The organism is Paenibacillus paludis (assembly GCF_042610515.1).
GTDB lineage: Bacteria > Bacillota > Bacilli > Paenibacillales > Paenibacillaceae > Paenibacillus_AQ.
In genome coordinates this window covers 280,122-304,506 of the sequence record NZ_JBGJZP010000006.1, presented here as the reverse complement: position 1 = coordinate 304,506, position 24,385 = coordinate 280,122, and the positions used below count along the sequence as shown (strand labels likewise).

32 protein-coding genes and 2 tRNA genes are annotated in these 24,385 nt (G+C 48.7%); 6 read left to right on the top strand and 28 right to left on the bottom strand.

What is annotated here, in order from left to right:
* Positions 1 to 18: 18 nt before the first annotated feature.
* The 7 genes from ACAN56_RS14220 to ACAN56_RS14190 form a co-directional block, all read right to left on the bottom strand.
* Positions 19 to 228 carry a hypothetical protein gene (locus ACAN56_RS14220; RefSeq protein WP_341377932.1) on the bottom strand — a complete coding sequence of 70 codons (210 nt, stop codon included), beginning with the start codon at positions 226 to 228 and terminating at the stop codon, positions 19 to 21.
* A gap of 400 nt (positions 229 to 628) precedes the next feature.
* Positions 629 to 1,330 carry a Rha family transcriptional regulator gene (locus ACAN56_RS14215; RefSeq protein WP_379143540.1) on the bottom strand — a complete coding sequence of 234 codons (702 nt, stop codon included), beginning with the start codon at positions 1,328 to 1,330 and terminating at the stop codon, positions 629 to 631.
* A gap of 134 nt (positions 1,331 to 1,464) precedes the next feature.
* Complete coding sequence (locus ACAN56_RS14210) at positions 1,465 to 1,590, bottom strand: hypothetical protein (protein ID WP_379143538.1); 126 nt, start codon at positions 1,588 to 1,590, stop codon at positions 1,465 to 1,467.
* A 183-nt stretch (positions 1,591 to 1,773) separates the two neighbouring features.
* Complete coding sequence (locus ACAN56_RS14205) at positions 1,774 to 1,932, bottom strand: hypothetical protein (protein WP_379143536.1); 159 nt, start codon at positions 1,930 to 1,932, stop codon at positions 1,774 to 1,776.
* Positions 1,933 to 1,998: 66 nt separating this feature from the next.
* Positions 1,999 to 2,217 carry a hypothetical protein gene (locus tag ACAN56_RS14200; RefSeq protein WP_341377927.1) on the bottom strand — a complete coding sequence of 73 codons (219 nt, stop codon included), beginning with the start codon at positions 2,215 to 2,217 and terminating at the stop codon, positions 1,999 to 2,001.
* A gap of 105 nt (positions 2,218 to 2,322) precedes the next feature.
* Complete coding sequence (locus ACAN56_RS14195; protein WP_379143534.1) at positions 2,323 to 2,598, bottom strand: hypothetical protein; 276 nt, start codon at positions 2,596 to 2,598, stop codon at positions 2,323 to 2,325.
* 77 nt (positions 2,599 to 2,675) lie between these two features.
* The gene (locus tag ACAN56_RS14190) at positions 2,676 to 2,843 is read right to left on the bottom strand and encodes a hypothetical protein (RefSeq protein ID WP_379143532.1); all 168 of its coding nucleotides are present in this window, start codon (positions 2,841 to 2,843) and stop codon (positions 2,676 to 2,678) included.
* 468 nt (positions 2,844 to 3,311) lie between these two features.
* On the opposite strand from ACAN56_RS14190, the gene ACAN56_RS14185 reads away from it, so the two are divergent.
* Positions 3,312 to 3,677, top strand: coding sequence for a hypothetical protein (locus ACAN56_RS14185; RefSeq protein ID WP_379143530.1), 366 nt, complete (start codon positions 3,312 to 3,314; stop codon positions 3,675 to 3,677).
* A gap of 5 nt (positions 3,678 to 3,682) precedes the next feature.
* On the opposite strand, the gene ACAN56_RS14180 is transcribed toward ACAN56_RS14185, so the two are convergent.
* The 7 genes from ACAN56_RS14180 to ACAN56_RS14150 all read right to left on the bottom strand — a co-directional run bounded on the left by ACAN56_RS14180 (position 3,683) and on the right by ACAN56_RS14150 (position 6,222).
* The gene (locus ACAN56_RS14180) at positions 3,683 to 3,889 is read right to left on the bottom strand and encodes a hypothetical protein (RefSeq protein ID WP_379143528.1); all 207 of its coding nucleotides are present in this window, start codon (positions 3,887 to 3,889) and stop codon (positions 3,683 to 3,685) included.
* A 164-nt stretch (positions 3,890 to 4,053) separates the two neighbouring features.
* Positions 4,054 to 4,254, bottom strand: coding sequence for a hypothetical protein (locus ACAN56_RS14175; RefSeq protein WP_379143526.1), 201 nt, complete (start codon positions 4,252 to 4,254; stop codon positions 4,054 to 4,056).
* A 60-nt stretch (positions 4,255 to 4,314) separates the two neighbouring features.
* Positions 4,315 to 4,710, bottom strand: coding sequence for a hypothetical protein (locus ACAN56_RS14170; protein WP_342436772.1), 396 nt, complete (start codon positions 4,708 to 4,710; stop codon positions 4,315 to 4,317).
* A gap of 144 nt (positions 4,711 to 4,854) precedes the next feature.
* Complete coding sequence (locus ACAN56_RS14165) at positions 4,855 to 4,983, bottom strand: hypothetical protein (protein ID WP_379143523.1); 129 nt, start codon at positions 4,981 to 4,983, stop codon at positions 4,855 to 4,857.
* A gap of 80 nt (positions 4,984 to 5,063) precedes the next feature.
* Positions 5,064 to 5,345 (bottom strand): hypothetical protein, encoded by a 282-nt coding sequence (locus ACAN56_RS14160; RefSeq protein WP_379143521.1) that lies wholly within the window; start codon positions 5,343 to 5,345, stop codon positions 5,064 to 5,066.
* 323 nt (positions 5,346 to 5,668) lie between these two features.
* Complete coding sequence (locus tag ACAN56_RS14155; protein WP_342436775.1) at positions 5,669 to 5,968, bottom strand: hypothetical protein; 300 nt, start codon at positions 5,966 to 5,968, stop codon at positions 5,669 to 5,671.
* A gap of 2 nt (positions 5,969 to 5,970) precedes the next feature.
* Positions 5,971 to 6,222: a helix-turn-helix transcriptional regulator gene (locus tag ACAN56_RS14150; protein ID WP_379143519.1), complete on the bottom strand. Its 252-nt coding sequence runs from the start codon at positions 6,220 to 6,222 to the stop codon at positions 5,971 to 5,973.
* Positions 6,223 to 6,369: 147 nt separating this feature from the next.
* Here ACAN56_RS14150 and ACAN56_RS14145 point away from each other — a divergent pair, with 147 nt between their 5' ends.
* The 3 genes from ACAN56_RS14145 (at position 6,370) to ACAN56_RS14135 (ending at position 8,938) form a co-directional block, all read left to right on the top strand.
* Positions 6,370 to 6,780, top strand: coding sequence for a helix-turn-helix domain-containing protein (locus tag ACAN56_RS14145; protein ID WP_379143517.1), 411 nt, complete (start codon positions 6,370 to 6,372; stop codon positions 6,778 to 6,780).
* Positions 6,758 to 7,723, top strand: a complete 966-nt coding sequence (locus ACAN56_RS14140; protein WP_379143515.1) for an ImmA/IrrE family metallo-endopeptidase — start codon at positions 6,758 to 6,760, stop codon at positions 7,721 to 7,723. The genes ACAN56_RS14145 and ACAN56_RS14140 overlap by 23 nt, the downstream gene beginning before the upstream one ends.
* 63 nt (positions 7,724 to 7,786) lie before the next feature.
* Positions 7,787 to 8,938, top strand: coding sequence for a tyrosine-type recombinase/integrase (locus ACAN56_RS14135; RefSeq protein ID WP_379143513.1), 1,152 nt, complete (start codon positions 7,787 to 7,789; stop codon positions 8,936 to 8,938).
* 110 nt (positions 8,939 to 9,048) lie between these two features.
* On the opposite strand, the gene ACAN56_RS14130 is transcribed toward ACAN56_RS14135, so the two are convergent.
* The 10 genes from ACAN56_RS14130 to pyrR all read right to left on the bottom strand — a co-directional run bounded on the left by ACAN56_RS14130 (position 9,049) and on the right by pyrR (position 18,650).
* Positions 9,049 to 9,122, bottom strand: a tRNA-Ile gene (locus ACAN56_RS14130).
* Positions 9,123 to 9,168: 46 nt separating this feature from the next.
* Positions 9,169 to 9,245 (bottom strand) — tRNA-Met (locus ACAN56_RS14125).
* A gap of 82 nt (positions 9,246 to 9,327) precedes the next feature.
* Positions 9,328 to 9,492, bottom strand: a complete 165-nt coding sequence (locus tag ACAN56_RS14120; protein WP_019909365.1) for a hypothetical protein — start codon at positions 9,490 to 9,492, stop codon at positions 9,328 to 9,330.
* Between the two features lie 188 nt (positions 9,493 to 9,680).
* Positions 9,681 to 10,322, bottom strand: a complete 642-nt coding sequence (gene pyrE / locus ACAN56_RS14115; protein ID WP_379143510.1) for an orotate phosphoribosyltransferase — start codon at positions 10,320 to 10,322, stop codon at positions 9,681 to 9,683.
* Positions 10,319 to 11,092: an orotidine-5'-phosphate decarboxylase gene (gene pyrF, locus ACAN56_RS14110; RefSeq protein WP_379143803.1), complete on the bottom strand. Its 774-nt coding sequence runs from the start codon at positions 11,090 to 11,092 to the stop codon at positions 10,319 to 10,321. The genes pyrE and pyrF overlap by 4 nt, the downstream gene beginning before the upstream one ends.
* A 133-nt stretch (positions 11,093 to 11,225) precedes the next feature.
* Entirely contained in the window at positions 11,226 to 14,447 is a 3,222-nt protein-coding gene (gene carB / locus ACAN56_RS14105) for a carbamoyl-phosphate synthase large subunit (protein ID WP_379143508.1), read from the bottom strand.
* 1 nt (position 14,448) lies between these two features.
* A complete protein-coding gene (gene carA / locus ACAN56_RS14100; protein WP_379143506.1) occupies positions 14,449 to 15,627 on the bottom strand; it encodes a glutamine-hydrolyzing carbamoyl-phosphate synthase small subunit in 1,179 nt (392 codons plus the stop codon).
* 130 nt (positions 15,628 to 15,757) lie between these two features.
* Entirely contained in the window at positions 15,758 to 17,041 is a 1,284-nt protein-coding gene (gene pyrC / locus ACAN56_RS14095; protein ID WP_379143801.1) for a dihydroorotase, read from the bottom strand.
* Between the two features lie 119 nt (positions 17,042 to 17,160).
* A complete protein-coding gene (locus tag ACAN56_RS14090) occupies positions 17,161 to 18,069 on the bottom strand; it encodes an aspartate carbamoyltransferase catalytic subunit (protein WP_038595331.1) in 909 nt (302 codons plus the stop codon).
* A gap of 2 nt (positions 18,070 to 18,071) precedes the next feature.
* The gene (gene pyrR / locus ACAN56_RS14085; protein ID WP_379143503.1) at positions 18,072 to 18,650 is read right to left on the bottom strand and encodes a bifunctional pyr operon transcriptional regulator/uracil phosphoribosyltransferase PyrR; all 579 of its coding nucleotides are present in this window, start codon (positions 18,648 to 18,650) and stop codon (positions 18,072 to 18,074) included.
* Positions 18,651 to 19,343: 693 nt separating this feature from the next.
* On the opposite strand from pyrR, the gene ACAN56_RS14080 reads away from it, so the two are divergent.
* Positions 19,344 to 19,904 (top strand): GNAT family N-acetyltransferase, encoded by a 561-nt coding sequence (locus ACAN56_RS14080; protein WP_379143501.1) that lies wholly within the window; start codon positions 19,344 to 19,346, stop codon positions 19,902 to 19,904.
* A gap of 62 nt (positions 19,905 to 19,966) precedes the next feature.
* Here the strand turns inward: ACAN56_RS14080 and ACAN56_RS14075 are convergent, their stop codons facing one another.
* The 3 genes from ACAN56_RS14075 to lspA form a co-directional block, all read right to left on the bottom strand.
* The gene (locus ACAN56_RS14075) at positions 19,967 to 21,220 is read right to left on the bottom strand and encodes an LL-diaminopimelate aminotransferase (RefSeq protein ID WP_038595334.1); all 1,254 of its coding nucleotides are present in this window, start codon (positions 21,218 to 21,220) and stop codon (positions 19,967 to 19,969) included.
* Positions 21,221 to 21,317: 97 nt separating this feature from the next.
* Entirely contained in the window at positions 21,318 to 22,292 is a 975-nt protein-coding gene (locus ACAN56_RS14070; protein ID WP_379143499.1) for an RluA family pseudouridine synthase, read from the bottom strand.
* Positions 22,285 to 22,788: a signal peptidase II gene (gene lspA / locus ACAN56_RS14065; RefSeq protein ID WP_038595337.1), complete on the bottom strand. Its 504-nt coding sequence runs from the start codon at positions 22,786 to 22,788 to the stop codon at positions 22,285 to 22,287. Before lspA ends, ACAN56_RS14070 begins: the two co-directional genes overlap by 8 nt.
* A gap of 245 nt (positions 22,789 to 23,033) precedes the next feature.
* Here lspA and ACAN56_RS14060 point away from each other — a divergent pair, with 245 nt between their 5' ends.
* Positions 23,034 to 23,765 (top strand): TraR/DksA C4-type zinc finger protein, encoded by a 732-nt coding sequence (locus tag ACAN56_RS14060; RefSeq protein ID WP_038595339.1) that lies wholly within the window; start codon positions 23,034 to 23,036, stop codon positions 23,763 to 23,765.
* A 54-nt stretch (positions 23,766 to 23,819) separates the two neighbouring features.
* Here ACAN56_RS14060 and ACAN56_RS14055 read toward each other — a convergent pair whose 3' ends face one another.
* Positions 23,820 to 24,173: a DUF5665 domain-containing protein gene (locus tag ACAN56_RS14055; RefSeq protein ID WP_379143799.1), complete on the bottom strand. Its 354-nt coding sequence runs from the start codon at positions 24,171 to 24,173 to the stop codon at positions 23,820 to 23,822.
* Positions 24,174 to 24,385 lie beyond the last annotated feature (212 nt).

Genomic DNA, 24,385 nt, shown 5'->3' with positions numbered 1-24,385 from the left:
TCCTGTATCCTTTTACGCTTAGATCGCTCTGAAACGTTTTGTCCGCTCTTGCCATTCCCGATTCAACCCGCAGCCTTTCGCAGGGATCTCATAGTGCCTACGCCCACAGACAAACGAAACGTATTTACCTGTCGCCTGCTCGTAATACATCCCATTTAGGACAACGGGTTTTGGGTCTTGTTGAACATCGATCAAATCAAACAGGTCTACTTGCTCAACATGTTCCAAGGCTCAGCCCTCCTCACACTTCACACTGGACGCAAAATTGCGCTAAGTGGCAGTGTTGCGCCATGCAAAGTTCTATGAGATAATCAATCCGCTAGTTGGACCCGGTACATGAGCATTCGCAGTGCTTATGTACCTTTTTTCATGTTCACATCGCATAATGTTCTTCACCAACACCTGATGCTGCAGCGGACTACGTTCAAACCAGATCGTTGCTAGTAGTGGCAATGTCATGTCTTCCCCCAATGCTTTCTCACCTCCCTTTAGCTTCCTAGTTCTGAGCGCAACTTTGCGTTCATCCTGCAATAATGATGAGATCGCTTAACGAAAGACTGCGTTCAGTCCGCTTGACGCATAGAATCGTTCAGTAAATGAGGGTATTACTACTGAGCGCAAAACCGCGTTAAGCTAACGGTCTCCAGCATTCTACATATTGCAGCGCCCTCTCCAAGTCTCCTTTGCGGATATCCCTGTAGCTGGTAACCTCAAATTCGGCATAGATTGACCGGTACAATTGTCTAAAAACCCCTGGACGCTGGCTTGGTTGATTAGCCATCAAAATGACCCTGCGTCTAATAGCAGCATGCAACATCTTCTGTTCACACGTTATGAGAGTGATCTCTTTGGTTACGTGGTTCAGTTGCTGCTCTACTTCCTTTACGCGTTCCTTCATTTGAGTAAATGCCACTTCACTTATAACCAAAGGATTTGATTGTGCCGAAGCAAGCAATCCCTGTAACTGGATTTCCATTTGATTAAAGGCGGCAATATAGTCTTCTTTGAACCTCGCAGCTTCCCTACCCGTAAAACCTGTAATCAGAAATACAAATCCATCACGAGTCACCTTGTAATACGGATTCTTTCTTCCCGATTTGTCCATGTACTCGCTTAGCGCAAAATTGCGTTCAGTAAATTCAGCACTGCATTCGAGCGTTTTAATACTTCTTAAAATATCCGCATGACGCTTACCAAACTTGTCCGCAATACTTCGACTGTCTGTCATGGCTTGTCCATTTTCAACATAGACAAAATTTCTATCTTCTTCTAGGACTGAGGAAGCTTTTCTATTACTTATTTCCACTTTATGGATAACGTCTTTCAGCATCTTCACATCCTTTCGTAATACATACATTTTTTGATTCTACCTGGTCCTCATAGAACCATTAGGTATTATGCCAAGGGGCGTTCAAGCAGCCTGCGCTTTACCAACTCCATAATTTGATTGGCTCGGGAAATACACTAACCTTCAATTATAAACAAATCAATAACCTTATCGGAAACAGTCCAATTCTCGTTGTTGATCCGTTCTGTTGTTTCCCATGTTCGCTCCTCATTAGGTGAATTTGCAGCCGTCTGGCTATCCATCCTTCTCCCTCCTCTCCATTAGCCATCTTGTAATGTAGCTCTAATCTGTTTATTTACATATCATAGGGAGTGGGATTTCTTTTCCTCTATGGCGGATTCCGCGACCATCCCGGATAAATCGTCCGGTAGGTTTCAACCAGCCCCGCAGCCGGTCCAAGACGCTCTCAGCGCTCATCAGGCGGATTATGATTTTATTTTTGCCATGGCTGATTCTGCCGACGCCAATAACTCCTTACAAGCCTCCACAGCTACATCACTACGCCATTTTTGAATGTCTCTTAGAAGAATGTAACCATCCAACGCTGACTCAAGAGCATATTTTTCTTTAGCGGTGAATTTCATTTGTTCATTTCCTCCTTTAGAGGGGCCGTAGCCCCGTAATAGTCAATTAATCCACTGGAGCCATCATCAGGCAGGCAGATTCTCGTCAACAAATTCAGAGAGATTATCGACGAGCCGGAGTGCTTCCTCAGCTCTTGCAATCCAATTTTTCGCATACGGCTCTTTATCGATTGTTTCTTTAATCTGCAAATTCAGCAGTTTGGAAACAAATTCAATCGCTTCCTGGGCTTCCTCTTTTGAGTTAATCAAGCTTGAACGCATGGCCTTGCGAATTAATTCTTCCATAAGTATCCTCCAAGGTTAAAGCCCTCCGGCTGTAGGATGTGGGGCTGTAGCCCCTAACACTGCTAGTTGGCTTGACCTTCGCCTTCCCCTAAGAGTTCTGAAGAGCTAGCCCTCACGCCTCACAGGGATCGCATCGGCCCATTCCCATGCTTCCGATTGCTCCGGATCTGGAGTCCGTTCGTAAATGTTATGGTAATCTGCTTCAGCCATAGCCTCCACACGGTACTCCATCCGTCTTCCAATCGGATCTTTACCTCTGAAGTAGAGATGCTTCCTGTCGTCCGACGCTACCTTCACAATCGCTGAGATGTGCAGCCAGTCCTGCAGGTATTCTGCAGCAGCTCTGCCAGTGATCACTGGCAATGAACTCATAGCCCCCATATATGTACTCCTTTCGTTGTTAGCAGATCCTAATTATTCTTTCACGAGTGTTTCCTCTTAAATCTTTGTAATGGCAGTTAGTCAAATGATCTTTCATATAGATTGGCAGCTTCCTTGACAGTCTTGAAATCAAATTCATGATACACTGCACGAGTTACTTCTCTAATCTGTTCCTTCGCCCACCCTTTACGCTCCAGAGCTGCCAAGATGTATCCCAGACATGCATTATTACTCCACTGTTCCATTACGCATCCTCCTTTGATTTTTGGATCGATAAGTTCCTCATGAGTCTGGTTAATAAAAAACCAAACTGCCCTTAACCAGCTCTTCTATCTCGCTAACTCTCGTGCCCTTTCATCACTCAAAAAGATATAGGGATAGTCATCAGATACCACCCTGAACCCTGGATAACCCAGTGCAAAATACGCTTCAAGCTCCCGCGCAAATGCCTCAGAATCAACCGACTTCAAGGCCCAAATCCGTTCTCCAACCATACTTTTGGTTAATGGCTTATCGTTTACTAAGGACTTCAAATCCACATCCCCGTTCTCTTAATTGGGCTTAACGCACTTTTGCGTTGAGTGTATTTAAAAAGTTTGATCTACTCGGCTATGGCTACTACTCATGAGATGTATATTTTCAAATCACTAAACTAAATGTCCTAAAATATGCTAAAATATCAAGATACACACTTTTTATTTGGAGGGATTTATTTGACTAACAGAATTGAAACCATCAATGATTACGTAGATCGTTTTTGGGTAAAAGTTTTAAATGCTTACAGCGGCTTCACTAATTTAGATGAAAATGGGAAGCCCTATTACAGCAACTACAATGACCGTTACCGTCAATCTTCAATTGCCTATTTAACAGAAGCATTTACTCTCATTGAACATGCAGATTCATTTTACAGAAGTGACTTCAAACAAGGAGAACTTCCAGCATTTGAAGATATTGTTCATGAATTCTATTTGTTCAACACAAGCTTCCTAAATGAATTCAATACAAATACAACTGGTCAGATTTACATTGAACCTTTGATCGAGGCGTATAACGAATACTCGAAGTATAAATCTTAAATACTTTACGAATTCCCCTTCTCGGAATACGCAAGTAACATTGACAAAATAACTTGCAATTTGCCCTGAGCCTGAGCGATCTCTATATCTGTTTCTAAAACAAGAGCGTACACCATATTAGCAAAATCTTTCGGGTTCTCTGGCAAGTTCCATCCTGTAATCTCTTTGTGTAAATCTTTTGAAGAGTAGTTATGATTGTTATCAGTACTCATTTGAATTTTCCTCCTACATAATATTTTTGTTGATAATGAAGTGCGCTTCTCCTTGCTAGAGCTAAACGCAAAATTGCGTTTAGCTATTTGGATACGTCAGCCGCATCTCTCTATCCACTACCTCATCAGAGTTGATAGAGAGACAAGGCCGAAGCCTGTTCTCCTTAATCACTTATGGTTACTCGTTCCATGACCAATCGAAAGATATCTGCTGGGAGATCATTAATGACATTTTGGAAACGATCAAACTCCTTCTGGGCTTCCTGACGTTTGGGGTCTTCCGTCGATAGTTTCAGCAGATTTTTAAGCTGTATGTACCTATCAGCAAGTGCTTCTGCAAACTCTTGCTTATTTGTATCACTCATCTGAAAGTTCCTCATCAAGGAATAGTCATTATAGTCATTAGTGAAGAAATTCACCTTGGTTCACACTTTCTGATGTAAAATCATTGGATTCACATAGGTACATTCCCTGACAAGCCCTCTTTTTTTTAGTTCTAGTCCATGACCTTCCTCAAATAGCCGTTTCACCAATAGTGTGATGCATTTCTCATTGATACTTTGAAGCCGGGTTAACTGGTGTAAATACATAGTCTTGTCGTACACATCCGTGGAGCTCTTCAACTCGGTAATTTGTTCTCGTTTGATATGTAAGAGTTCGAGCTTTTTTAATTCAATTTCAAAATGTAAAGAAATGATCTCCTTTTCATTGGCAGGAACATCTGCGAATAGTGTGCGACGTCTCTGTTTGATTGCTTCGATTTGCTCTGACTTTTCCTCTAGGCGCTGTTGAATGGAAAGTAAATTCTTAAAATTCGCCATAATATCTCCCTCTCCAATAATTTATTATTTGCTGATTTAAAAAAGGAAAATTGTATAATTACTGCAATCCTGGTGTGTTTTGTGATTTTAACGAAAAACCCATAATCTGGTATGATATATGAGCTTGAGTAAAATTAAATCTAATTACATTGCGGTTTTCTTCTTCATTTCATCTAGTTTTTTGTTCCCCAGATACTTAAGAGCATTGATAATGTTAGCTTTAAGTAATGGCCCACCCGTTATTGTGACGGTATGTTGATTCTTCATGGCCATCACTATTCACCTCCTGGTTGAAGAACGTTGTCTTACCTGCTTATTTGGCTTAAGTGTAAATTTTCTCTTAAATCTGATCTTCAATTAAGTCCTGGTAAATCGAATGAGATAACGTACCTTACTTCCAAATCGTCAATGAAAGCTAACAATAGTGGATCGTTTAAATGGTCGAGACGATACGTGTCGATTATTCCAGACAGTAGTTTCGGTTCAAATCCAGCGTCGAAGCAGTTTTGTAATATGGTTTCTATGTTTTTAGTATCATCATTGAAAAGAGTGTTTTTTCTTTGTTCAATGTCTTCAAATTCATTTGACTTTTCTAAAGGCTGTTGGATATTAAGCAAGTTCTTAAAGCTTCCCATATACAACTACTCCTCAATTATTTATTCAAGCATTATTCTGTGTCAGGACTTGAGGCAAAGATACGCACTGAAGATCATAATAATCGCGGTATAACCCATGGCTATATAGGAGGAATATCTTCATAGAGTCTGCTATCCTCCGATATCAATTTGAATAAATCCGTTTTTGTTCAAGTTCATACCATGTTAGTGTTGACACTCTATTAACTAACGTTTTAAAGCAAATTGTACTTGGACAGAGGCCTGATGTATGATGTTCTTAAGCAATTCCCATAGCCGAATCCCCAATCACTGTTGTCGGTACAACTCGGCGGGTTTACATATTAGTACCTTTCAGTCTTCAGCCACTGATACAGATCTGATTTAAGGACGGTAACAGCCTCACCCTTTTGGCGGTTGCGGTTCAAGTGAGGGAATGTCGGATGCTTGGTGAGCTCATTCACTTTCGGGGGGCTGAAACCTAGTAGCTTCTGGATATGAACGGGCCGGAGTACTTCTGGATATTCTCCATTCAGGCGAAGCTCTGTGAGTTGCCGTTCCAGCTTTTCATTCTGTTCTGCCAAATCAGCAGCTAAGCGAAGGGCTTCAGCAAATGTTGAAGGTGTTTTTAATGCCTTTGCCATGACTAGATCACCTCTTTGGTAGCAGAGTGTTTGTTTAAAAGGCACGTTTCGTGCGGTTCAAGATCAAAAAAAATAGTTTGTACCGATTGTTTATAGTGCGCGGCAATCTTCACTTTAATTTCATCCCTTGGAACCCTTTGTGCGTTCTCATACATTTGGAGTGCACTTATGCTAATACCAATTGCACTCGCAGTTTCTTCTCTGGATGCTTCACCACGGAGTCGAATCAGTCTCTTTGCAATTAATTCTTTCATTCCTTTACACACCGCCTCTCTTAAAAAAGCCACGATTCGTGTTGTTGAAATAAATATACACCGCACGTTTTGTGCTGTCAACACGTTTTGTGTTCTTTATTAAAAAATAACACGTTATGTGTTATTGTATAGACGGGTGATGAAACGATGGCGACATTTGGTCAAAGATTACGTAAAATTCGTACGGATAATAATCTTACTCAAAAGGACTTTGGAGTCTTGTTCAAATTGAGTGAGAGTGCAATTGGTATGTATGAACGGGACGAAAGGGAGCCTCCTTTTAAATTCGCGAATGACATTGCGGATCGCTTCGATGTTGACACTGACTATCTCTTTGGCCGAACAGATATACCTAAGTCCAGGACTGTGAACTCTAAAAATCAAACTGAATTTGAAGCGTTTATCAATAATCCAGAGCACGGTATTTTCTTCAGAGATTATCTATCTGCACCGGAAGAGCGCCGTGAAGAAATGCGAGAAATTTTCAAGATACTTCAGGAGAAAGAGAAAGGCCGGAAGCCTGGAGATATTCAAGGTGAAGCTGACAGAAATACCTAAGCCAGAAATGGCTTTTCTTTTTAATCAAAACAAGAACATACGATCCCGTTTAGAGGTGAACAACATGATTATGAATTACAAGACTCCCCCACTCGAACAAAAGATAAATGAATTGTACAAAGGGCATCGGATCACAAAACCTGAGCATTTATCTGTCGAATCATTGGCAGCAAAATTCAATGTGTGGGTCCATTACCATAATAAAAAAAGCAAAGGAATTGAAGTTTCCCCAGACGTATACACCATATTCCTGGATAACCGCCTTCCTGAAGATAAACAGCGTCTTGAATTCCTTCATGAACTATGCCATATGCTCCGCCATGCTGGAAATCAAACAATAATGCCCGAGCTATTCACCAAAGCGCAGGAGAGTGAAGCAGACCGTTTTGTTTTCTACGCCGCCATCCCCTTCTTTATGCTTGAAAAGTTAAGGTTGTCATCCGTGAGAAGTGAAGCAATAGGATACATATCCCGGGAATTCAGTGTTCCGCTAGATTTTGCCAAGAAACGCTATGAAGAAATTGAAGATCGTGTTAGGCAAGGTGTATTTTTATCCGCCATTGAATCAGCAGGTATCACTCATGAAATCATTCGTGACTCCTCAGAAAGCTACACATCGAATCGAGCCAACTTACATATTCGTGCTTATTACAATTGGGATGGCGACTGTTCCCGGCCGCATACGCTTATCATCGAACAATCTGAAGGCTTTGATTGGGACAACCCTTTAGAGATTGAGGTTGATGGAAATTATGAAAGCTGCGAAATGCCATCTTATATGTCCCATGATTCAGCAACTATACTTTCCGGCGATCTCTCTATCCATGCCGATCGCAAAGGCTTCGTTGCTATAAACTTATCGCGCGTGGCATGGCGACACGGCAAATTGTCGACACGGCTATATTTATCAATGGAAGCCATTGACGATACTTTGAACTTCTAAAATCTTGAAGGGAGTGATGCACATAAAAATATACTGATGAAAAATTCATAGTGGGAGGAACTCATGAAAGGAAAGGTATTTAAGCGAGGAAAAACATGGACTTATGTCGTTGATCTTCCATTGGATCAAGGGACAGGAAAAAGAATGCAAAAAAAGAAAGGAGGCTTTCCTACACAAAAAGAAGCCGATCGGGCATTGGTAGCGCTTCTGTCCAGTGTGCATAAAGGCGAATATATCCCTGAGAACAACATGACAATTGCAGCCTTTTTCGAGATATGGCTAAAAGAATATGCCCTGCAGAAATATAAAGCCACAGTTTACGATGTTGAAGAATCGATTATTAATAGCCGAATTATCCCGGTTATCGGAAGGCAAAAACTGCAGCAACTCAAACCCTTGACCATCAACAGATTTTACAATGGACTACTTGAAAAGTACTCTCCGGATTACGTGCGCCATATCCACGCTATCCTGCGTAAGGCATTCAGACAAGCTGTGAAGTGGGAAATGATTGCTTCGAACCCTTTGGACAAGGTAGAAGCTCCTAAGCTGCGGAGAAAGGAGATGAAGACCTGGAGCATGGAGCAGTGTCTGCACTTTTTGGATACCGCTGAAGGCCATGTTCATCATATTGTTTATTCCCTGGCTATTCATACAGGCATGCGTAAAGGAGAAGTCCTTGGGCTAAGGTGGGGAGACATCGATTGGGAAGGCAAGAGCCTGATGATTCAACAAACGGTGAACTGGACACCCTCCAAAGGCATTATCATTCAAGATACCAAAACTTCAAGTTCAGCTCGTAGAATTCCTATTGGCAATATGCTTATCGCTGACCTAAAGCATCGTCAGCAGATGATTGAAATTGACAAACAAAACATTGGGGTAGGCAACTATAAGGATCATGATCTTGTATGCTGCTATGCTAATGGCGAGCCCATTAAGCCGCGACGAGTTACAGAAACGTTCGCATTCTTAACAGGAAAGTCAGAGCTACCCAAGATTCGTTTCCATGATCTTAGGCATTCACATGCTTCCATGTTATTGAACAATGGAATAAATGCCAAAATCGGCGCCGAGCGTCTTGGACACAGCAGTGTTCAGATCTATCTGGATCGTTACTCTCACCTACTCCCTGATATGCAGAGAGATGCTGCTGATCTGATCGATTCCAAGATGACATTGAGTAAGAATCCTGAGGATCTTTCAACGCCGTGACCAAAATGTGACCATCTGCCTTTTCAGCAGATTCCCGGAAGACTTTTCATTCTCACTTTATCTGCCTACATACAGTAAAAAACCCTTACAGGGTAAGGGTTTTAGTGAAGTGGGCCCTACAGGACTCGAACCTGTGACCAATCGGTTATGAGCCGACCGCTCTAACCAACTGAGCTAAGGGCCCGGATCTAAAGTATCCGTATGATATACAATGGCTGTAGGAAATAAATTGGTTGCGGGGGCAGGATTTGAACCTGCGGCCTTCGGGTTATGAGCCCGACGAGCTACCGGGCTGCTCCACCCCGCGTCAGTAATCATATTCAAACAGCGACAATAGTTAATATACAATATACCAGGCACTAAAGTCAAGGATGATTTTGTTAATTTATTCAGGGCAGGAAACGCACCCCGTAGCGGCCCTTGCGGGAGCGATAAATTTCCACAAATCGCGGATCATGATAGCCGTAAATCCAACCGTCCTGCTCCAGCCTCTTGGCCAGGCAGCCTGCTTGAAATCTCGTCCTGAACAGCTTCGCGAAGTATATCCAGTTCATGATGCCTTCTTCTCCTTTGTTACGATAATGGATGTCTTCCTTCCCTGAAGTTATCATGCCCAGTTTTTAAAATATAAGCCGCCGAATACGGTATCCGCCAATAAAAAAACAGCAAGGCCCTCACCTTGCGGTGAGGGCCTGAAAAACATTGCCGGATAACCCCGGCTAACATTCCGGATACAATTCTGCTACACGCCGAACGAGGCCGGATCTTTGCGCCAGGACTGCAGCAGCGCTACATCGGTTTCAGCGATTGTGCCTTGACTCAGTGCTACATCAATCAATGTGCTGTAGTTGGACAAGCTCTGCAGCGGCACACCTGCTGCCGCAAATGCCTCAGTGGCCCGGTCCAGCTCATAGCTGAAGATGGCCAGTACGGCCAGCACCTCTCCTCCGGCCTCCTGTACCGCCTGCGCCGCCTTAATGGAGCTGCCGCCGGTAGAAATCAGGTCCTCAATCACAACGACCTTCTGTCCGGGAGAGATAATGCCTTCGATCTGGTTCTGCTTGCCGTGGCCTTTGGCTTTGTCGCGAATATATGCCATCGGCAGATCCAGCTTGTCGGCCACCCAGGCCGCATGCGGAATACCCGCAGTGGCTGTGCCCGCAATCACTTCAGCGTCCGGGTAGCTGGCTCTGATCAGCTCTGCGAAGCCAGCGGCAATGTAGCCGCGCACTGCCGGGAAAGATAAGGTCAGGCGATTGTCGCAATAGATGGGCGACTTGATGCCGGAGGTCCAGGTAAAAGGCTCCTGCGGACGCAGCGCCACTGCCCCAATCTCCAGCAGATAGCTGGCGACTTGCTGGCTTGTATTCGATAATGTGCTCATGCTTGAGTCATCTCCTCAATAATAGATAGTGCGGCTGCGCGCGGATCCGCCGCAGCCGTAATAGGCCGGCCCACTACAAGGTAGTGGCTGCCTTGCCGGATAGCTTGTCCCGGCGTCATCACCCGGGACTGATCGTCCAGGGAAGACCCTGCCGGACGAATGCCCGGGGTAACCGTGCGGAACTCCGGTCCGCACGCTGCAGAGATCGCTGCCGACTCCTGCGGTGAAGCTACCACGCCGTGCAGGCCGGCCTCAGCCGCCAGCTTGGCGTAACGCACCACGGTGTCCGCTACATTCCCGGCAATGCCAATCTCGCTGTTCATCACTGCCTGACTGGTGCTGGTGAGCTGTGTCACTGCGATAATCAGCGGCATTCTCAGCGACGGGTGCAGGCTGACCGCCTGGGCAGCCCCGTCCAGGGCTGCAGCCATCATGGCCGAGCCGCCGGAGGCGTGTACGTTGAACATATCCACACCGAGCATCGTAAGGCTCTCCGCCCCACCCCGCACCGTATTGGGGATATCATGCATTTTGACATCGACGAACACGGAATAACCGCGGGCCTTCAGTTCTCTGATGAAGTCTGGTCCGGCTGCATAGAACAACTGCATCCCAACCTTCATGTAACAAGGAATGCCTTCCAGCTTCTCAATGAGCAGCCTCGCTTGCGCTGCATCAGGATAATCCAGGGCAATCATCAGCCGCCCAGCCATTTCATCCCGTCTGGTAATTTCTCCGATATTCTCGTGTTCAAGCTGCTGTGAGTCCATTTGTTTCACGTACGGTTCAGCTCCTTTGGTCATTTTTTAACGGTTACCGGGTCCCCGGGCATAGCGGAACGGTCTGCGATAACGCAAACCGTTCCTGTGGCATGCCCGAAAGGGCTGCTCATACATCTATAGGTTATTGTCCGACAAAAGCTGGCATGGACTGCGACGAGAAGTTGATCGTCTGCAGCATGATCAGCAGCGCCGTTACTGTATCCAGTGAGGTCATACATACGACACCGTTCTCTACCGCTTCGCGGCGGATGCGGAAACCGTCGCGCTCCGGCGTTTTGCCTTTAGTCAGCGTATTGAAGACAAAGTTGGCCTGACCACCGCGGATCAGATCAAGGATCGTCGGCTCTCCTTCATCCAGCTTGTTGACATTCATCACGTTCAGGCCTGCCTGTTCAAGGGCTTGCGCCGTACCGCCGGTGGCAATGATTTTGTAGCCCATGGCGTGGAAGCCCTTCATCAGCTCAACTGCCTCAGCTTTGTCTTTGTCTGCTACCGTAACGATGATTGCTCCGGTTGCCGGAATTTTCATGCCTGCTCCGATCAGACCTTTATAGAGCGCTTTGGCATACAGCTTGTCGCGGCCCATGACTTCGCCGGTCGATTTCATTTCCGGTCCTAAGGTAGGCTCCACTCTGCGCAGCTTGGCAAAAGAGAACACCGGCACTTTTACCGACACATAGTCGCTTTCCGGCCAGAGGCCTTCGGTGTAGCCATCGTCTTTCAGCTTGCTGCCGAGAATGATCTTGGTAGCAAGATGGGCCATAGGAATGCCGGTTACCTTGCTCAGGAAAGGAACCGTACGCGAAGAGCGCGGATTCACTTCGATCACATATACTTCATTCTGGTAAATGACGAACTGGATGTTGACAAGGCCAATCGTTTTCAGTTCCTTTGCAATCTTGATGGTGATTTCGCTTATTTTCTGCTTCAGGCCTTCATCCAGATATTGCGGCGGGTAGACAGCGATGGAGTCACCGGAGTGGACACCCGCACGTTCTACATGCTCCATAATACCAGGGATGACTACGGTCTCGCCGTCGCAAATCGCGTCAACTTCGACCTCTTTGCCCAGCATGTAGCGGTCGATCAGCACCGGATGCTCCGGATTCACCTTCACCGCTTCAACCATGTAGCTCAGCAATTCCGCATCGTTGTAGACAATCTCCATTGCACGGCCGCCCAGTACATAGGAAGGACGTACAAGTACCGGATATCCCAGCGATTGAGCTGTTTCTACGGCTTGACTCACATCGGTTACCGTCTTGCCTTTAGGTTGTGCAATATTCAGACGGGCCAGAAGCGCTTCGAATTTCTTGCGGTTTTCAGCTTCGTCGATGCTTTCCAGACTGGTGCCGAGAATATTTACACCGGCTGCAGCCAGCGGCGCAGCAAGGTTAATGGCAGTTTGTCCTCCGAACTGGACGATAACGCCAATCGGATTCTCCTGGGTGATGACATTCATGACATCCTCGAAGAACAACGGTTCAAAATAGAGCCGGTCCGAGGTGTTGAAGTCGGTCGATACTGTTTCAGGGTTGTTGTTGATGATTACAGCTTCATAGCCGGCTTTCTGGATCGCCCAGACCGCATGTACGGTACTATAATCGAATTCAATCCCCTGACCGATCCGGATAGGTCCGGACCCGAGCACGATAACCTTCTGCTTGTCGGAATGGATAACCTCATTCTCCGTCTCATAAGTGGAGTAGTAGTAAGGTGTGGAGGCTTCGAACTCAGCCGCGCATGTATCTACCATCTTGAAGACTGGAGTTAGTCCCTGCGCAAGGCGCATAGCACGAACATCCACTTCCTTCGTCTGAGCTCCGCCCGGACGTCCTTCCGCCCGGATCTCGGCAATTGCCCGGTCAGTGAACCCTTTGCGTTTCGCTTGATACAAGGTTTCGGCACTCAGCGTCTCTTCGCTGCGCAGCACATCCTCGAAGTTCACCAGGCCTTCAATCTTGGACAGGAACCACCAATCAATGCTGGTGATATCCTGAATCTCCTGCAGGCCGTAGCCGCGGCGGAACGCTTCCGCGATCAGGAACAGCCGCTCGTCATCCGCTTTGGCGAGACGACCCCGCAGCACGCTGTCTTCCAGCTGCTCTGCGCCCGGCAGGCGGAAACGGTGGACACCGATTTCCAGGGAACGGACTGCTTTATGAATCGACTCTTCAAAGGTACGGCCAATCGCCATGACTTCGCCGGTTGCTTTCATTTGCGTGCCCAGTTTACGGTTCGCCGATGTGAACTTGTCAAACGGCCAACGCGGAATTTTGCTGACGATATAGTCCAGTGTCGGCTCGAAGCAGGCGTATGTCTGTCCTGTAACCGGGTTAACAATTTCATCCAGGGTGTAGCCGAGAGCGATTTTGGCTGCCATTTTGGCAATCGGGTAACCGGTCGCCTTCGACGCCAGCGCCGAGGAGCGGCTGACCCGGGGATTTACTTCAATGACATAATATTGATAGCTTTGCGGATCAAGCGCGAACTGCACGTTGCAGCCGCCTTCGATATTCAGCGCGCGGATGATCTTAAGTGACGCGCTGCGCAGCATTTGGTATTCGCGGTCGGACAACGTCTGGCTTGGTGCCACAACGATACTGTCGCCTGTATGTACGCCGACAGGATCAAAGTTCTCCATGTTGCAGACAACGATACAGTTGTCGTTCGCGTCCCGCATAACCTCATATTCAACTTCCTTCATACCGGCGATGCTTTTCTCCACCAGACATTGACCGATCGGGCTGTAACGGATACCCGCTTTGACGGTTTCACGCAGCTCTTCCTCGTTGTCGCAAATGCCGCCGCCGGTTCCACCGAGCGTATAGGCCGGACGAACGATTAGCGGGTAGCCGATTCCTGCGGCAAAACCCATCGCTTCTTCCACAGTCGTGATAATTGTGCTCTCTGGTACCGGCTGATCCAGCTCGCGCATCAGCTCGCGGAACAAATCCCGGTCTTCTGCTTTCTCGATGGATTCCAGCTGTGTGCCCAGCAGCTTCACATTCTCCGACTGCAGCACACCTGCTCGGGCCAGTTCCACGGCCATGTTCAGGCCGGTCTGTCCGCCCAGTGTCGGCAGCAGGCCATCCGGGCGTTCCTGGCGGATAATCGCCGTAACAAACTCAAGTGTAATCGGCTCGATGTATACCTTGTCGGCCATATTGGTATCGGTCATGATCGTGGCCGGGTTGCTGTTGATCAGCACAACCTCCACGCCTTCTTCTTTGAGCGCCTGGCAGGCCTGTGTTCCTGCATAGTCAAACTCGGCAGCCTGGCCGATGACAATCGGGCCGGAACCGATGACGAGAATCTTTTTAAGTTTATCGTTCTTTGGCATGTTATAGAGCTCCTTTCACGGCTTCAAGCTGTGCTTTGGGTTGTGGTGCCGTGATTCTGGCATTTGCGGCAAGCTGGGCCTGGCGTGAGCCTGCTGGCGTCTTCGCTTTGTGATCAGCAATCATTTCCAGGAAACGGTCGAACAAATAGCTGCTGTCATGCGGTCCCGGCGCCGCTTCCGGATGGTACTGCACCGAAAATGCGGGGTAGCGGGTATGTTTGAGTCCTTCGACTGTCTTGTCATTGTTGTTGATATGCGTAACCTCAAGCTCGGTATTGACAACTGAATCCTCGTTTACTGTGTAGCCATGGTTCTGCGAGGTAATGAAGCAGCGTCCGCTCTCCAGCTCCTTAACCGGGTGGTTCCCGCCGCGGTGGCCGAATTTAAGCTTCTCTGTGTCGGCGCCGCAAGCCAGGGCGAACAATTGGTGACCCAGGCAGATGCCGAAGATCGGGTATTCGCCGAGCAGCTCGGAGATCGTGTTGACGGCATACGGCACGTCTTTAGGGTCCCCAGGACCGTTGGAGAGCTGAATGCCATCCGGGTTCAGGCGGCGGATCTCATCTGCAGTCACATCATGCGGCACGACTACAACATCACAGCCGCGGCTGTTCAGTTCGCGCAGGATACCGGTCTTCGCGCCGTAATCGACCAGCACGATCCGTTCTTTGTTCCCCGGACTGCTGTACGTTTTGGTAGTAGATGTCCGGGCTACCTGATTGCGCAGCTCCTCAATGGTCGTGTCGCCCATCATTTCCATGAGCTCTTCCACACGTTTGTTGGAAGTGGTTAGAATGGCCTTCATCGTGCCGTGGTGGCGGATAATGCGGGTCAGCATCCGCGTGTCGATCTCGCTGATTCCGGGAATGCCATATTCCTTCAGCAGGTCATCCACGCTGTATTCGGCGCGCCAGTTGCTTGGCACTTCCTCATGGCGGCGTACAACAAAGCCGTGTACAAAAGGACGCACAGATTCGAAATCATCACGGGTAATGCCGTAATTTCCGATCAGCGGATAAGTCATGGTGACGATTTGCCCGCAGTACGAAGGGTCCGACAGCACCTCCTGATATCCCGTAATTCCTGTGTTAAAAACAACCTCGCCCGTCTTTTCGCCTTCAGCGCCAAATGCGGTGCCTGTAAACAGCGTTCCGTCCTGTAGCAGCAATCTCGCCTGCATTCCCATCCACTCCTTCTTGTTTCTGTAGTCTGATTCTATGCCTTGCATCATTAGCGGAGTGTAACGCGCCAAAATGCCGCCGCATGTTCACCTTGCCCCATACAGCCGGCATCTTCGCTCCACCAGTTCATTAATTAGCTTTAGTCCATACCGCTGTGCCGTCTACCCATGTCATAACCGGCCAGCCTTTAAGCTTCCATCCGGCAAAAGGAGTATTGCGTCCTTTGCTGGCAAATGAAGCCGGATCTACTTCCTGTTCCTCCTTAAGGTCGATCAGCGTCAAATCGGCAGTCGCCCCAACCGTGAGATGGCCTGTATTCAGCCGGAACACCCGGGCCGGATCAGCGGTCATCCGCTGCACCAGCAGGGACAGGTCCCATTTGCCGGTTGCCACAAAAGCGGTGTAGAGCAGCGGGAATGCTGTCTCAAATCCGACAATGCCAAACGGTGCAAGCTGCATGCCTTTCGCTTTCTCTTCCTCGCTGTGCGGTGCATGATCGGTCACGATGATATCCAGCGTCCCGTCGAGCAGACCCTCGATGCAGGCTTCCACGTCGCGGCGCGAACGCAGCGGCGGGTTCATTTTCCAATTGGCATCCATGCCCGGAATGTCTTCCTCCGACAGCAGCAGATGATGCGGGCATACCTCCGCGGTCACCTTGATGCCGATTTGCTTGGCCTGGCGGATCAGCCGCACCGATTGTTCCGTGCTGACGTGGCAGACATGATAGTGAACACCGGTTGCTTCAGCCAGCAGAATATCGCGTCCGACATGGATCGCTTCCGACTCGTTCGGAATACCTTTGAGGCCATGCGCGGTTGCGAACTTGCCTTCGTTGACCGCACAGCCCTCAACCAGCGAATCGTCCTCGCAATGCGCGATTACAGGCATATCCAGCCCGGCAGCCAATTTCATGGCATCCTTCATCATCTGGGCAGTCTGTACGCCTACTCCGTCGTCCGTGAAACCAATGGCTCCAGCTTCCTTAAGTGCGGCAAAATCGGTCAGCTCGCGTCCCAGCTCATTTTTCGTGATCGCCGCATAAGGGAGCACCTTCACCAGTCCGGCTTCGCGCGCTTTATCCTTCACAAACTGTACGATTTCCGGGCTGTCCGTTACCGGGCGTGTATTCGGCATGCAGGCGATAGTAGTAAATCCGCCCTTGGCAGCCGAACGTGCTCCGGTTTCTACCGTTTCTTTATGCTCAAAGCCAGGCTCGCGGAGATGCACATGCATATCAATCAGTCCCGGGATCAGCAGTTTGCCTTCGGCTTCTATGATTTCAGCGGATTCGTCGAGCGCATCCAGATTACTCTCAATTGCGGAAATTACGCCGTCCTGAACTACGATATGTCTAGTCTCTAACTCGCCTTCCTGGTTGAGCACGCTGGCGTTTCTAATGATCACGGTTATGATTCTCCTTTTACCTGCAGGCCGCAGCCGCAAGCTCTCTGATTATTATATAATAAAAATTCATCTTTGTGTATATTTATTAGTGTATTTATGTCAGCTTTTTTTAACTTGGAGAGTTGCTATTGAAGGGCTCTCTCCATTACAGCCATCCGCACAGGCACGCCGTTGGACATCTGCGGGAAAATCCGCGATTGGCTGCTTTCGACCACTGCGTCATCAATCTCTACGTTGCGGTTCACCGGAGCCGGATGCATAATGATCGTGTTCTTATCGAGCCGCGCCGCCCGTTCTTCCGTCAATCCATACTGTTTCCGGTATTCCTCGGCAGACAGCAGTATGCCGGATGCATGGCGCTCAAGCTGAACCCGCAGCATCATGACTACATCAGCCTTAAGCGCTTCTTCCATACTCACATAAGGAGCGTAGGCAGCAAGTTCCGGCGCCTGCATATTCTCCGGTGCGCAGAACTGCACTTTGGCCCCCATCTTTGTCAGTCCCCAGAGGTTCGAGCGTGCAACCCGGCTATGCATAATATCCCCTATAATCGAAACTTTGAGGCCCTTCAGCCCGCCAAAATTTTTGCTCATTGTGTACAGGTCCAGCAGTGCTTGTGTCGGATGCTCGTTATTACCGTCTCCGGCATTGATCAGCGGAATGGACACCTTCTCGGCCAGCTGCTGCAGCACGCCCGCAGGCTTCAAACGCACAACTCCGGCATCGATCCCCATTGATTCCAGTGTGCGTACTGTATCGTAGATCGACTCGCCTTTTTCTACACTGGAAGCCGCAGCCGTGAAATTCAGCACCTGAACGCCAAGGCGTTTCTCGGCCATTTCGAAGGAAAAGCGGGTGCGCGTGCTGTTCTCAAAAAACATGTTGGCAACAAAATGTGATCTCAGTACCGGGGTCAGCTTCTCGGCCTGATTGTCCCAGTACGCTGTTCTCTCCAATAGCTCACGGATTTCCGAGCTGTCCAGCTCTTTAATCCCCAGCAGACTGCGTTCCTTCACCTTGGTTGCCGTCATCATTGTTATCGTTCCTCCCGGTTTGAAATAATGTAAACTTCATCCTTGCCGTCGAATTCGGTCAGCGCCACTTCGATCTGCTCATGCCTGGAGGTAGGTACGTTCTTGCCGATGTAGTCCGGACGGATCGGAAGCTCCCGGTGTCCACGGTCAGCCAGTACAGCGAGTTGGATCATCCTTGGCCGTCCGCAATCCATCAGGGCATCCATCGCCGCGCGGATCGTGCGACCGGTGTAGAGCACATCGTCAAACAAAATCACTTTTTTGTCGTGGATGCCGCTGCTGCCTTCCGGCAGGGTCAGGTAGCTTTTCACTACCGTCCGGTCCATCGCTTCCCGGTTATCTCCGCCTTCGCGGTCATCGCGGTAATGTGTGATGTCCAGCTCGCCGTAAGGAATATCAACACCTTCAATTTCCTTGATACGTTCTGCGATCCGCTGGGCCAGGTAAATGCCGCGTGTCCGGATGCCTACCAGCAGACAATTCTCGATACCTTTGTTTTTCTCCAAAATCTCATGGGCAATGCGCGACAGTGCGCGGCGAATTGCCGTTTCATCCATAATGACATTTTTCTCAGTAACCATAATCCGTCATCCTCCTGCTTGTACGCCCGTTCAAGCTCCCGGAAATCAAAAAACTCCTTGCCCAAAGCAGGCAAGGAGTGAAATCCGCAGATTCAAAAAGATGGCGTGTCCGCGCGCATAAAAAGACCCTCCGTACTCATACGGATTCCTTCCTTAAGTCGCGAACCTCGATTCACGTTACCTTGCCAGCCTCACGGGACTGAATTAAAGGCGCATATTCATTTAACAGAATTATGACAGAAGTCATGGCTTGTGTCAAATGGGAGGCAGTGGGATCAGAAAACTCGAGGGAGGTTTAGGTGAAAGGACGCAGACTGCGGGAATGTTTGGACTTTCGGCCGCTGTTAGGTTTGGATTCCTTGATTGATACCGCTACTAGCGGTAGAAATCCAAACCTAAAGGCGGACGCATTCGCTCCTACAGTTCCAAAATCCCCTCCACTGCTTCCACCTAAACGTGGAATTTTTCAGTTTAAAAGTAAGAAGCAAAAAAGAACGCCAGCTTATTTGATGAAGCTGATGATTAAGACCGGAAACAAGGGCGGAATGCCATACATCACAGCGTAGCCTATATAGTCGGATAGGACCCGTCAGGCTGTCCAGCACGACCCTTCGGGTGGAGTGCCGGTTAACCTCTACTTGTTTTACGTCCCTGCTTCCGCTTTGATATGATGAAGACCGGAGGCGACTGATAATGGAACTGGAATTTATCACAGCTGCGCATTGGAATGATAGCTTATGGGAGTTAATTGAACCCATGTATCAGGAGGCTTTTCCCAGCGGGGCCAAACCGGCAGGAATTCTGCACAATATGCTGGACAGAGGAATAGCTTATTTGCATGCAGGCCTATCTGATGGACAGGTTGTAGCAATGGCTGTAACCGGGATCGTTGGAGGGACGACCGACAAGCGGCTTATCATTGACTATCTGGCAGTTGCCAAGAAGTCGCGCGGAGAAGGCCTTGGCTCATTGTTTCTGGAAAAAATCATTCACTGGGCTGAACAAGTGCATAACGCCAGTGGAATCATCATTGAGGTGGAAGCCGGAAACACAGCTGCACATCTTGAGCGTATTCATTTCTGGGAACGGAATGGTTTCAAGCTGACACCGTATATCCATCAATATATTTGGGTGCCGGAGCCGTATCAGGCAATGCTGCGCCCGCTGAAGCAGGGAGTTGCTGTCGAAGATAATGGGGAGTCTTTATTCCGTTATATTAACAATTTTCACAGAAAATCTTACCGTCTATCTTGAGCATGCTGCAACAAGAAGCCGCCGCAGATTTCTCTGCGGCGGCTTCTTAGTTGCCCGTTATTTTAGAATTCGAATTCAACGTCGCTGAGGCGTCTTTGAATTTCGGAGATTACACGTTTCTCTTCCTCTTCACCTTTGGCGATAAAAGTAACGGAGAAACGTACGAATGGGCCTGCATCATCCCAAGGCACGGTGGAGATCAGCTTCTCGCGGATCAGGAACTGCGAGAAATCTTCGCCGGATTCGAAACGGCGTCCGCCTTTGACACCTTTTGGTGCAGCTACATAAAGGAAGAAAGAACCTTTTGGTTTCTCTGCCTTGAAGCCCAGGCTGTTCAGCGCGTCCACCAGCATGTTGTGGCGGCGGGAATACTTGGCAGCAATCGCTTCAGTAATCTCAGGGTGTTCCAGACCGTAGGCGGCAGCCTTTTGAATCGCGATGAACTGGCCGGAGTCATTGTTGTCCTTCACATCGCTGAATGCTTTCACGACCAGCGGGTTGCCGGCAACGAACCCGATTCTCCAGCCTGTCATGTTGTAAGACTTGGAGAGTGAGTGCAGTTCTACGCCGACATCCTTCGCGCCGGGTACGGACAGGAAGCTCAGCGGCTTCACACCGTCATATGTCAGCGCTGCATACGGAGCGTCATGGATGACTACGACGTTATATTTTTTGGCCCAGTCTACAACGGCGCTGAAAAATTCAGGAGTTGCGCTGGCACCTGTAGGGTTATTCGGATAGTTCAGGTAGAGCAGCTTCGCTTTGCGGGCGATATCTTCCGGAATGGAATTCAGATCAGGCAGAAAGTTGTTCTCTCTCTTGAGCTCCACCGTATAGACTTGTCCACCCAAATATTTGGTGTGGGTACCCAGTACCGGATAACCCGGAACCGTCATAATGGTGATGTCACCCGGATTGATGAAGCAGGATGGCAGCATGGCCAAAGCCGGCTTCGAGCCGATGGAATGCACAACCTCGTTTACAGGGTCGATCCCCTCTACACGAAATACATCCTTCAGGTAAGCTGCAGCGGCAGCTTTGAATTCAGGAATTCCGTTGTCGGAATAGCCGCGGTTTTCTTCTTTGGCCGCTTCGATGGCAAGTCTTGCAACAATGCCTTCATCCGCCATCTCGTCAGGTTCGCCGACGCCCATATCAATCAATTCAATATTAGGAAAATCCTGTTTCGCCGATGCTTTGGCGCGTTTGATTTTCTCGAATTTGTAAATAGCTGTATCTTTGCCGTAATTCGCACCGCCGATGCGGTCCGCAAAATTAGTCTGAATGAAAGTCTCTTGATACTGTTCGATACTCATAATTTTGTTCTCATCTCCTGGCTATTATTAAATATATCATTAAATATGAAGCAAAATTGTCTCCAAAACCATGGATTTATGATCACTTCATTTGTACTTATCTGCTGCGCAGCGTAAACAGCACTTCTTCCATATCTGCCGGAATCGGTCTGCTGAACTCCATATACTCACCCGTGGAAGGATGCTTAAAGCCCAGTACGGCGGCATGCAGAGCCTGTCCGTTCATCATAATCCCCTTGCTGCGCCCGTATACCGGATCGCCGACCAGCGGATGCCCGATAAACTTCATGTGCACGCGGATCTGATGGGTCCGTCCGGTTTCCAGCTGCAGTTCCAGCAGTGTGCAGTCGCCAAAGCGTTCCAGCACGGTAAAATGGGTCACGGAACGTTTGCTGTTCTTCTCGGTTACCGTGTACAGCTTGCGGTCATGCGGGTCACGGCCAATCGGAGCGTCTACGGTTCCATGGCTATGGGCCAGGTTACCATGCACCACTGCGATGTAGCGGCGTGTTACACTGTGCTCTTTGAGCTGGGCAGCGAGTGAAGCATGACTGGCATCATTTTTGGCTGCCATAATCAGACCGGAAGTATCTTTATCAATGCGGTGCACAATCCCGGGACGAATCTCGCCATTGATGCCGGACAGATCTTTGCAATGAAACATCAGCGCATTGACCAGTGTACCGGACGGATGCCCTGCTGCCGGATGCACAACCATGCCGCGAGGCTTATTAATTACAATAACATCGCTGTCCTCATAGACCACTTCAAGCGGAATATCCTCCGCAATCAGATCGGTAACTTCAGCCTCTGGAACTGTAACAGCGATAACATCGCCTTCATTCAGCTTATAGTTGGCCTTAACCGGAGAACCGTTTACCTTAACATGTCCGCTGCTGATCCACAGCTGTACCTGAGAGCGTGAAATTTCTTCTTCCCAGGCCTCCGTAATATATTTATCAACCCGCTCCCGGGCATTCTCTCCGGAAACAATCCACTCCGTGACGTCCCTTTCTTCTTCGTAGGCAATAGCACCTGCCTGCTGATTGACGTCCTTGTTCAAATCATTCATTCCCTTCTTTTACTTCCTTTGATTCCTTAACTTCGATGATTTCTTCTCCGCTCTTCATATCCAGCAGTGTATCGAGAATAATCAGTCCAACCCCAATCACGATGCAGGAGTCGGCGACATTAAAAATAGGGAAGGTGTAGCTCCCGAAGTTGAACATCAGGAAGTCAACAACCTCACCGTTCAGCATCCGGTCCAAAAAGTTGCCTATAGCTCCGCCCAGCACCAATGCCAGAGCGGTAGGAAGCAGCTTCCGCGAGGCTTTGGCCTTGTTCATATACCAGACAATTCCGACGACAACAACAACCGTAACTATAAAGAAAAACCATTGCTGTCCTTCAAGAATTCCGAAAGCGGCTCCACTATTGCGGTGGGAGGTAATAATGAAGAAGTCGTTTATGACCGGAATCTGCTCGCCGAGCTCCAGCCGGGTAGCAATCACATATTTGGTACCCTGGTCAATCAAAAACACAATTAGCGCAATCAGATAGTACACCACAGAAGTTGTCACTCCGTTCTTATTTTTCCCGCGTTATAGCGGTACAAATACTGAATAAAGACTTGTATATTGTAGCACAGGCCTCAAGAAGCCGTCTATTGCGGACCGTATAACCCTTTTAAGGCCGGGGGACTATTTACCATCGCTAAAAAGACGCTTCTCCGGTCAAGCTATCAAAGAACGAACCGGCAGGAATGCCGGGAAGCGTACGTTATGACAAAAGCATCTGAAAGGAGCACTCGCCTATGAGCCATCTGACATCACAGCAGCTCTCGCAGCTGCGTGCAGCGCTGCAGCAGCAGCAGGAGGAAATCCGCCACAGGCTGCAAAATAACGAGCATTACGGTCTGCAGGAAGCCATGCGCGATACAACCGGGGAATTGTCCGAAATCGACAACCATCCCGGCGATGCCGCCACTGAGCTGTATAACCGCTCGATAGATATTTCCCTGCTGGAACGCGACGAGCATGAATTGGACGATATCGAAGCCGCTCTGCAGGCCATGGATGAAGGCACCTACGGGATTTGTATCGCCAGCGGCAATCCGATTCCATATGAGCGCCTCTCAGCCATTCCATCCACCAGATACAGCAAGGAGCATGCCCCACGCCAGAACGCGCCGTTTACCCGGCCGGTCGAAGAAGAGCTGCTGTCCCCGCCTTTTGGACGCACCAGCCTTGACGAACGCGATGAGCAAAACGGTTTTGACGGCGAAGATGCCTGGCAGATCGTCGAAAGCTGGGGCAGCTCCAACTCCCCGGCCATGGCCGAAGGCAATGATATCAGCTCCTACAACGATATGGAGATTGAGGCCGACGAAACCGAAGGCTTCGTGGAGCCGTGGGAGAACTTTGTGGCGACCGATATCGCCGGAAACCATTTGACCATCATCAAAGGAACCAGTTACCGCCATTATATGGACACCGAGGAAGGCAGCTACCTGCTGGATCCGTCCGCTAAAAAGGAAAGGGAGTAGCCATGTGCTGCTCCTTTTTTAGGTACACACGCCAGATCAATGATTCTCTAATCTTTAAAAAGTCTTAAGCTCCAGCTGGTGCTGTACGATCCGCACAATATCTGCAATATAATCTCCGATAATCGGCAGGTTCAGCGCCCCCAGCATCTGCAGTACATAAATGATCGTCGCTGCAAAAAAAGTGAATCCGAGGGCAATCCCCACCCCGCGCGCTATTCCTGATATTATGTTCAGCCAGATCAGCCGCCAGGGCGAATGCAGCAGCTGTGTATATTCAGCAACCCGCGATTTCTCCATCTCCCGGGCCAGCCACAATGTCAGCCGGTATACCGCGCTCACTTTCTCGTCCTGGGAAAGGGCCTCTGCTCCCGCTTCAGTCTCCCGTTTGAAATCCGGCGCCTGATCCAGTCCGCTGCCCTCGCCAGTTGCGGCGGAGATTTCTCCCTGCTGCCCGGAGCTTTTGCTTCCTTCTTTCCGACCCTCCAAAACACTCTAGCTCCTTCCCTAACGTCCACAAAATAAACGAGCCCGGTTCGGGGAGAGGTAATCTCTCCCCGAACACGGGGCTCGTCATTTTGCGCATAAATATAAGGTTCTCAGTAAAGATCCTCATATTTCCG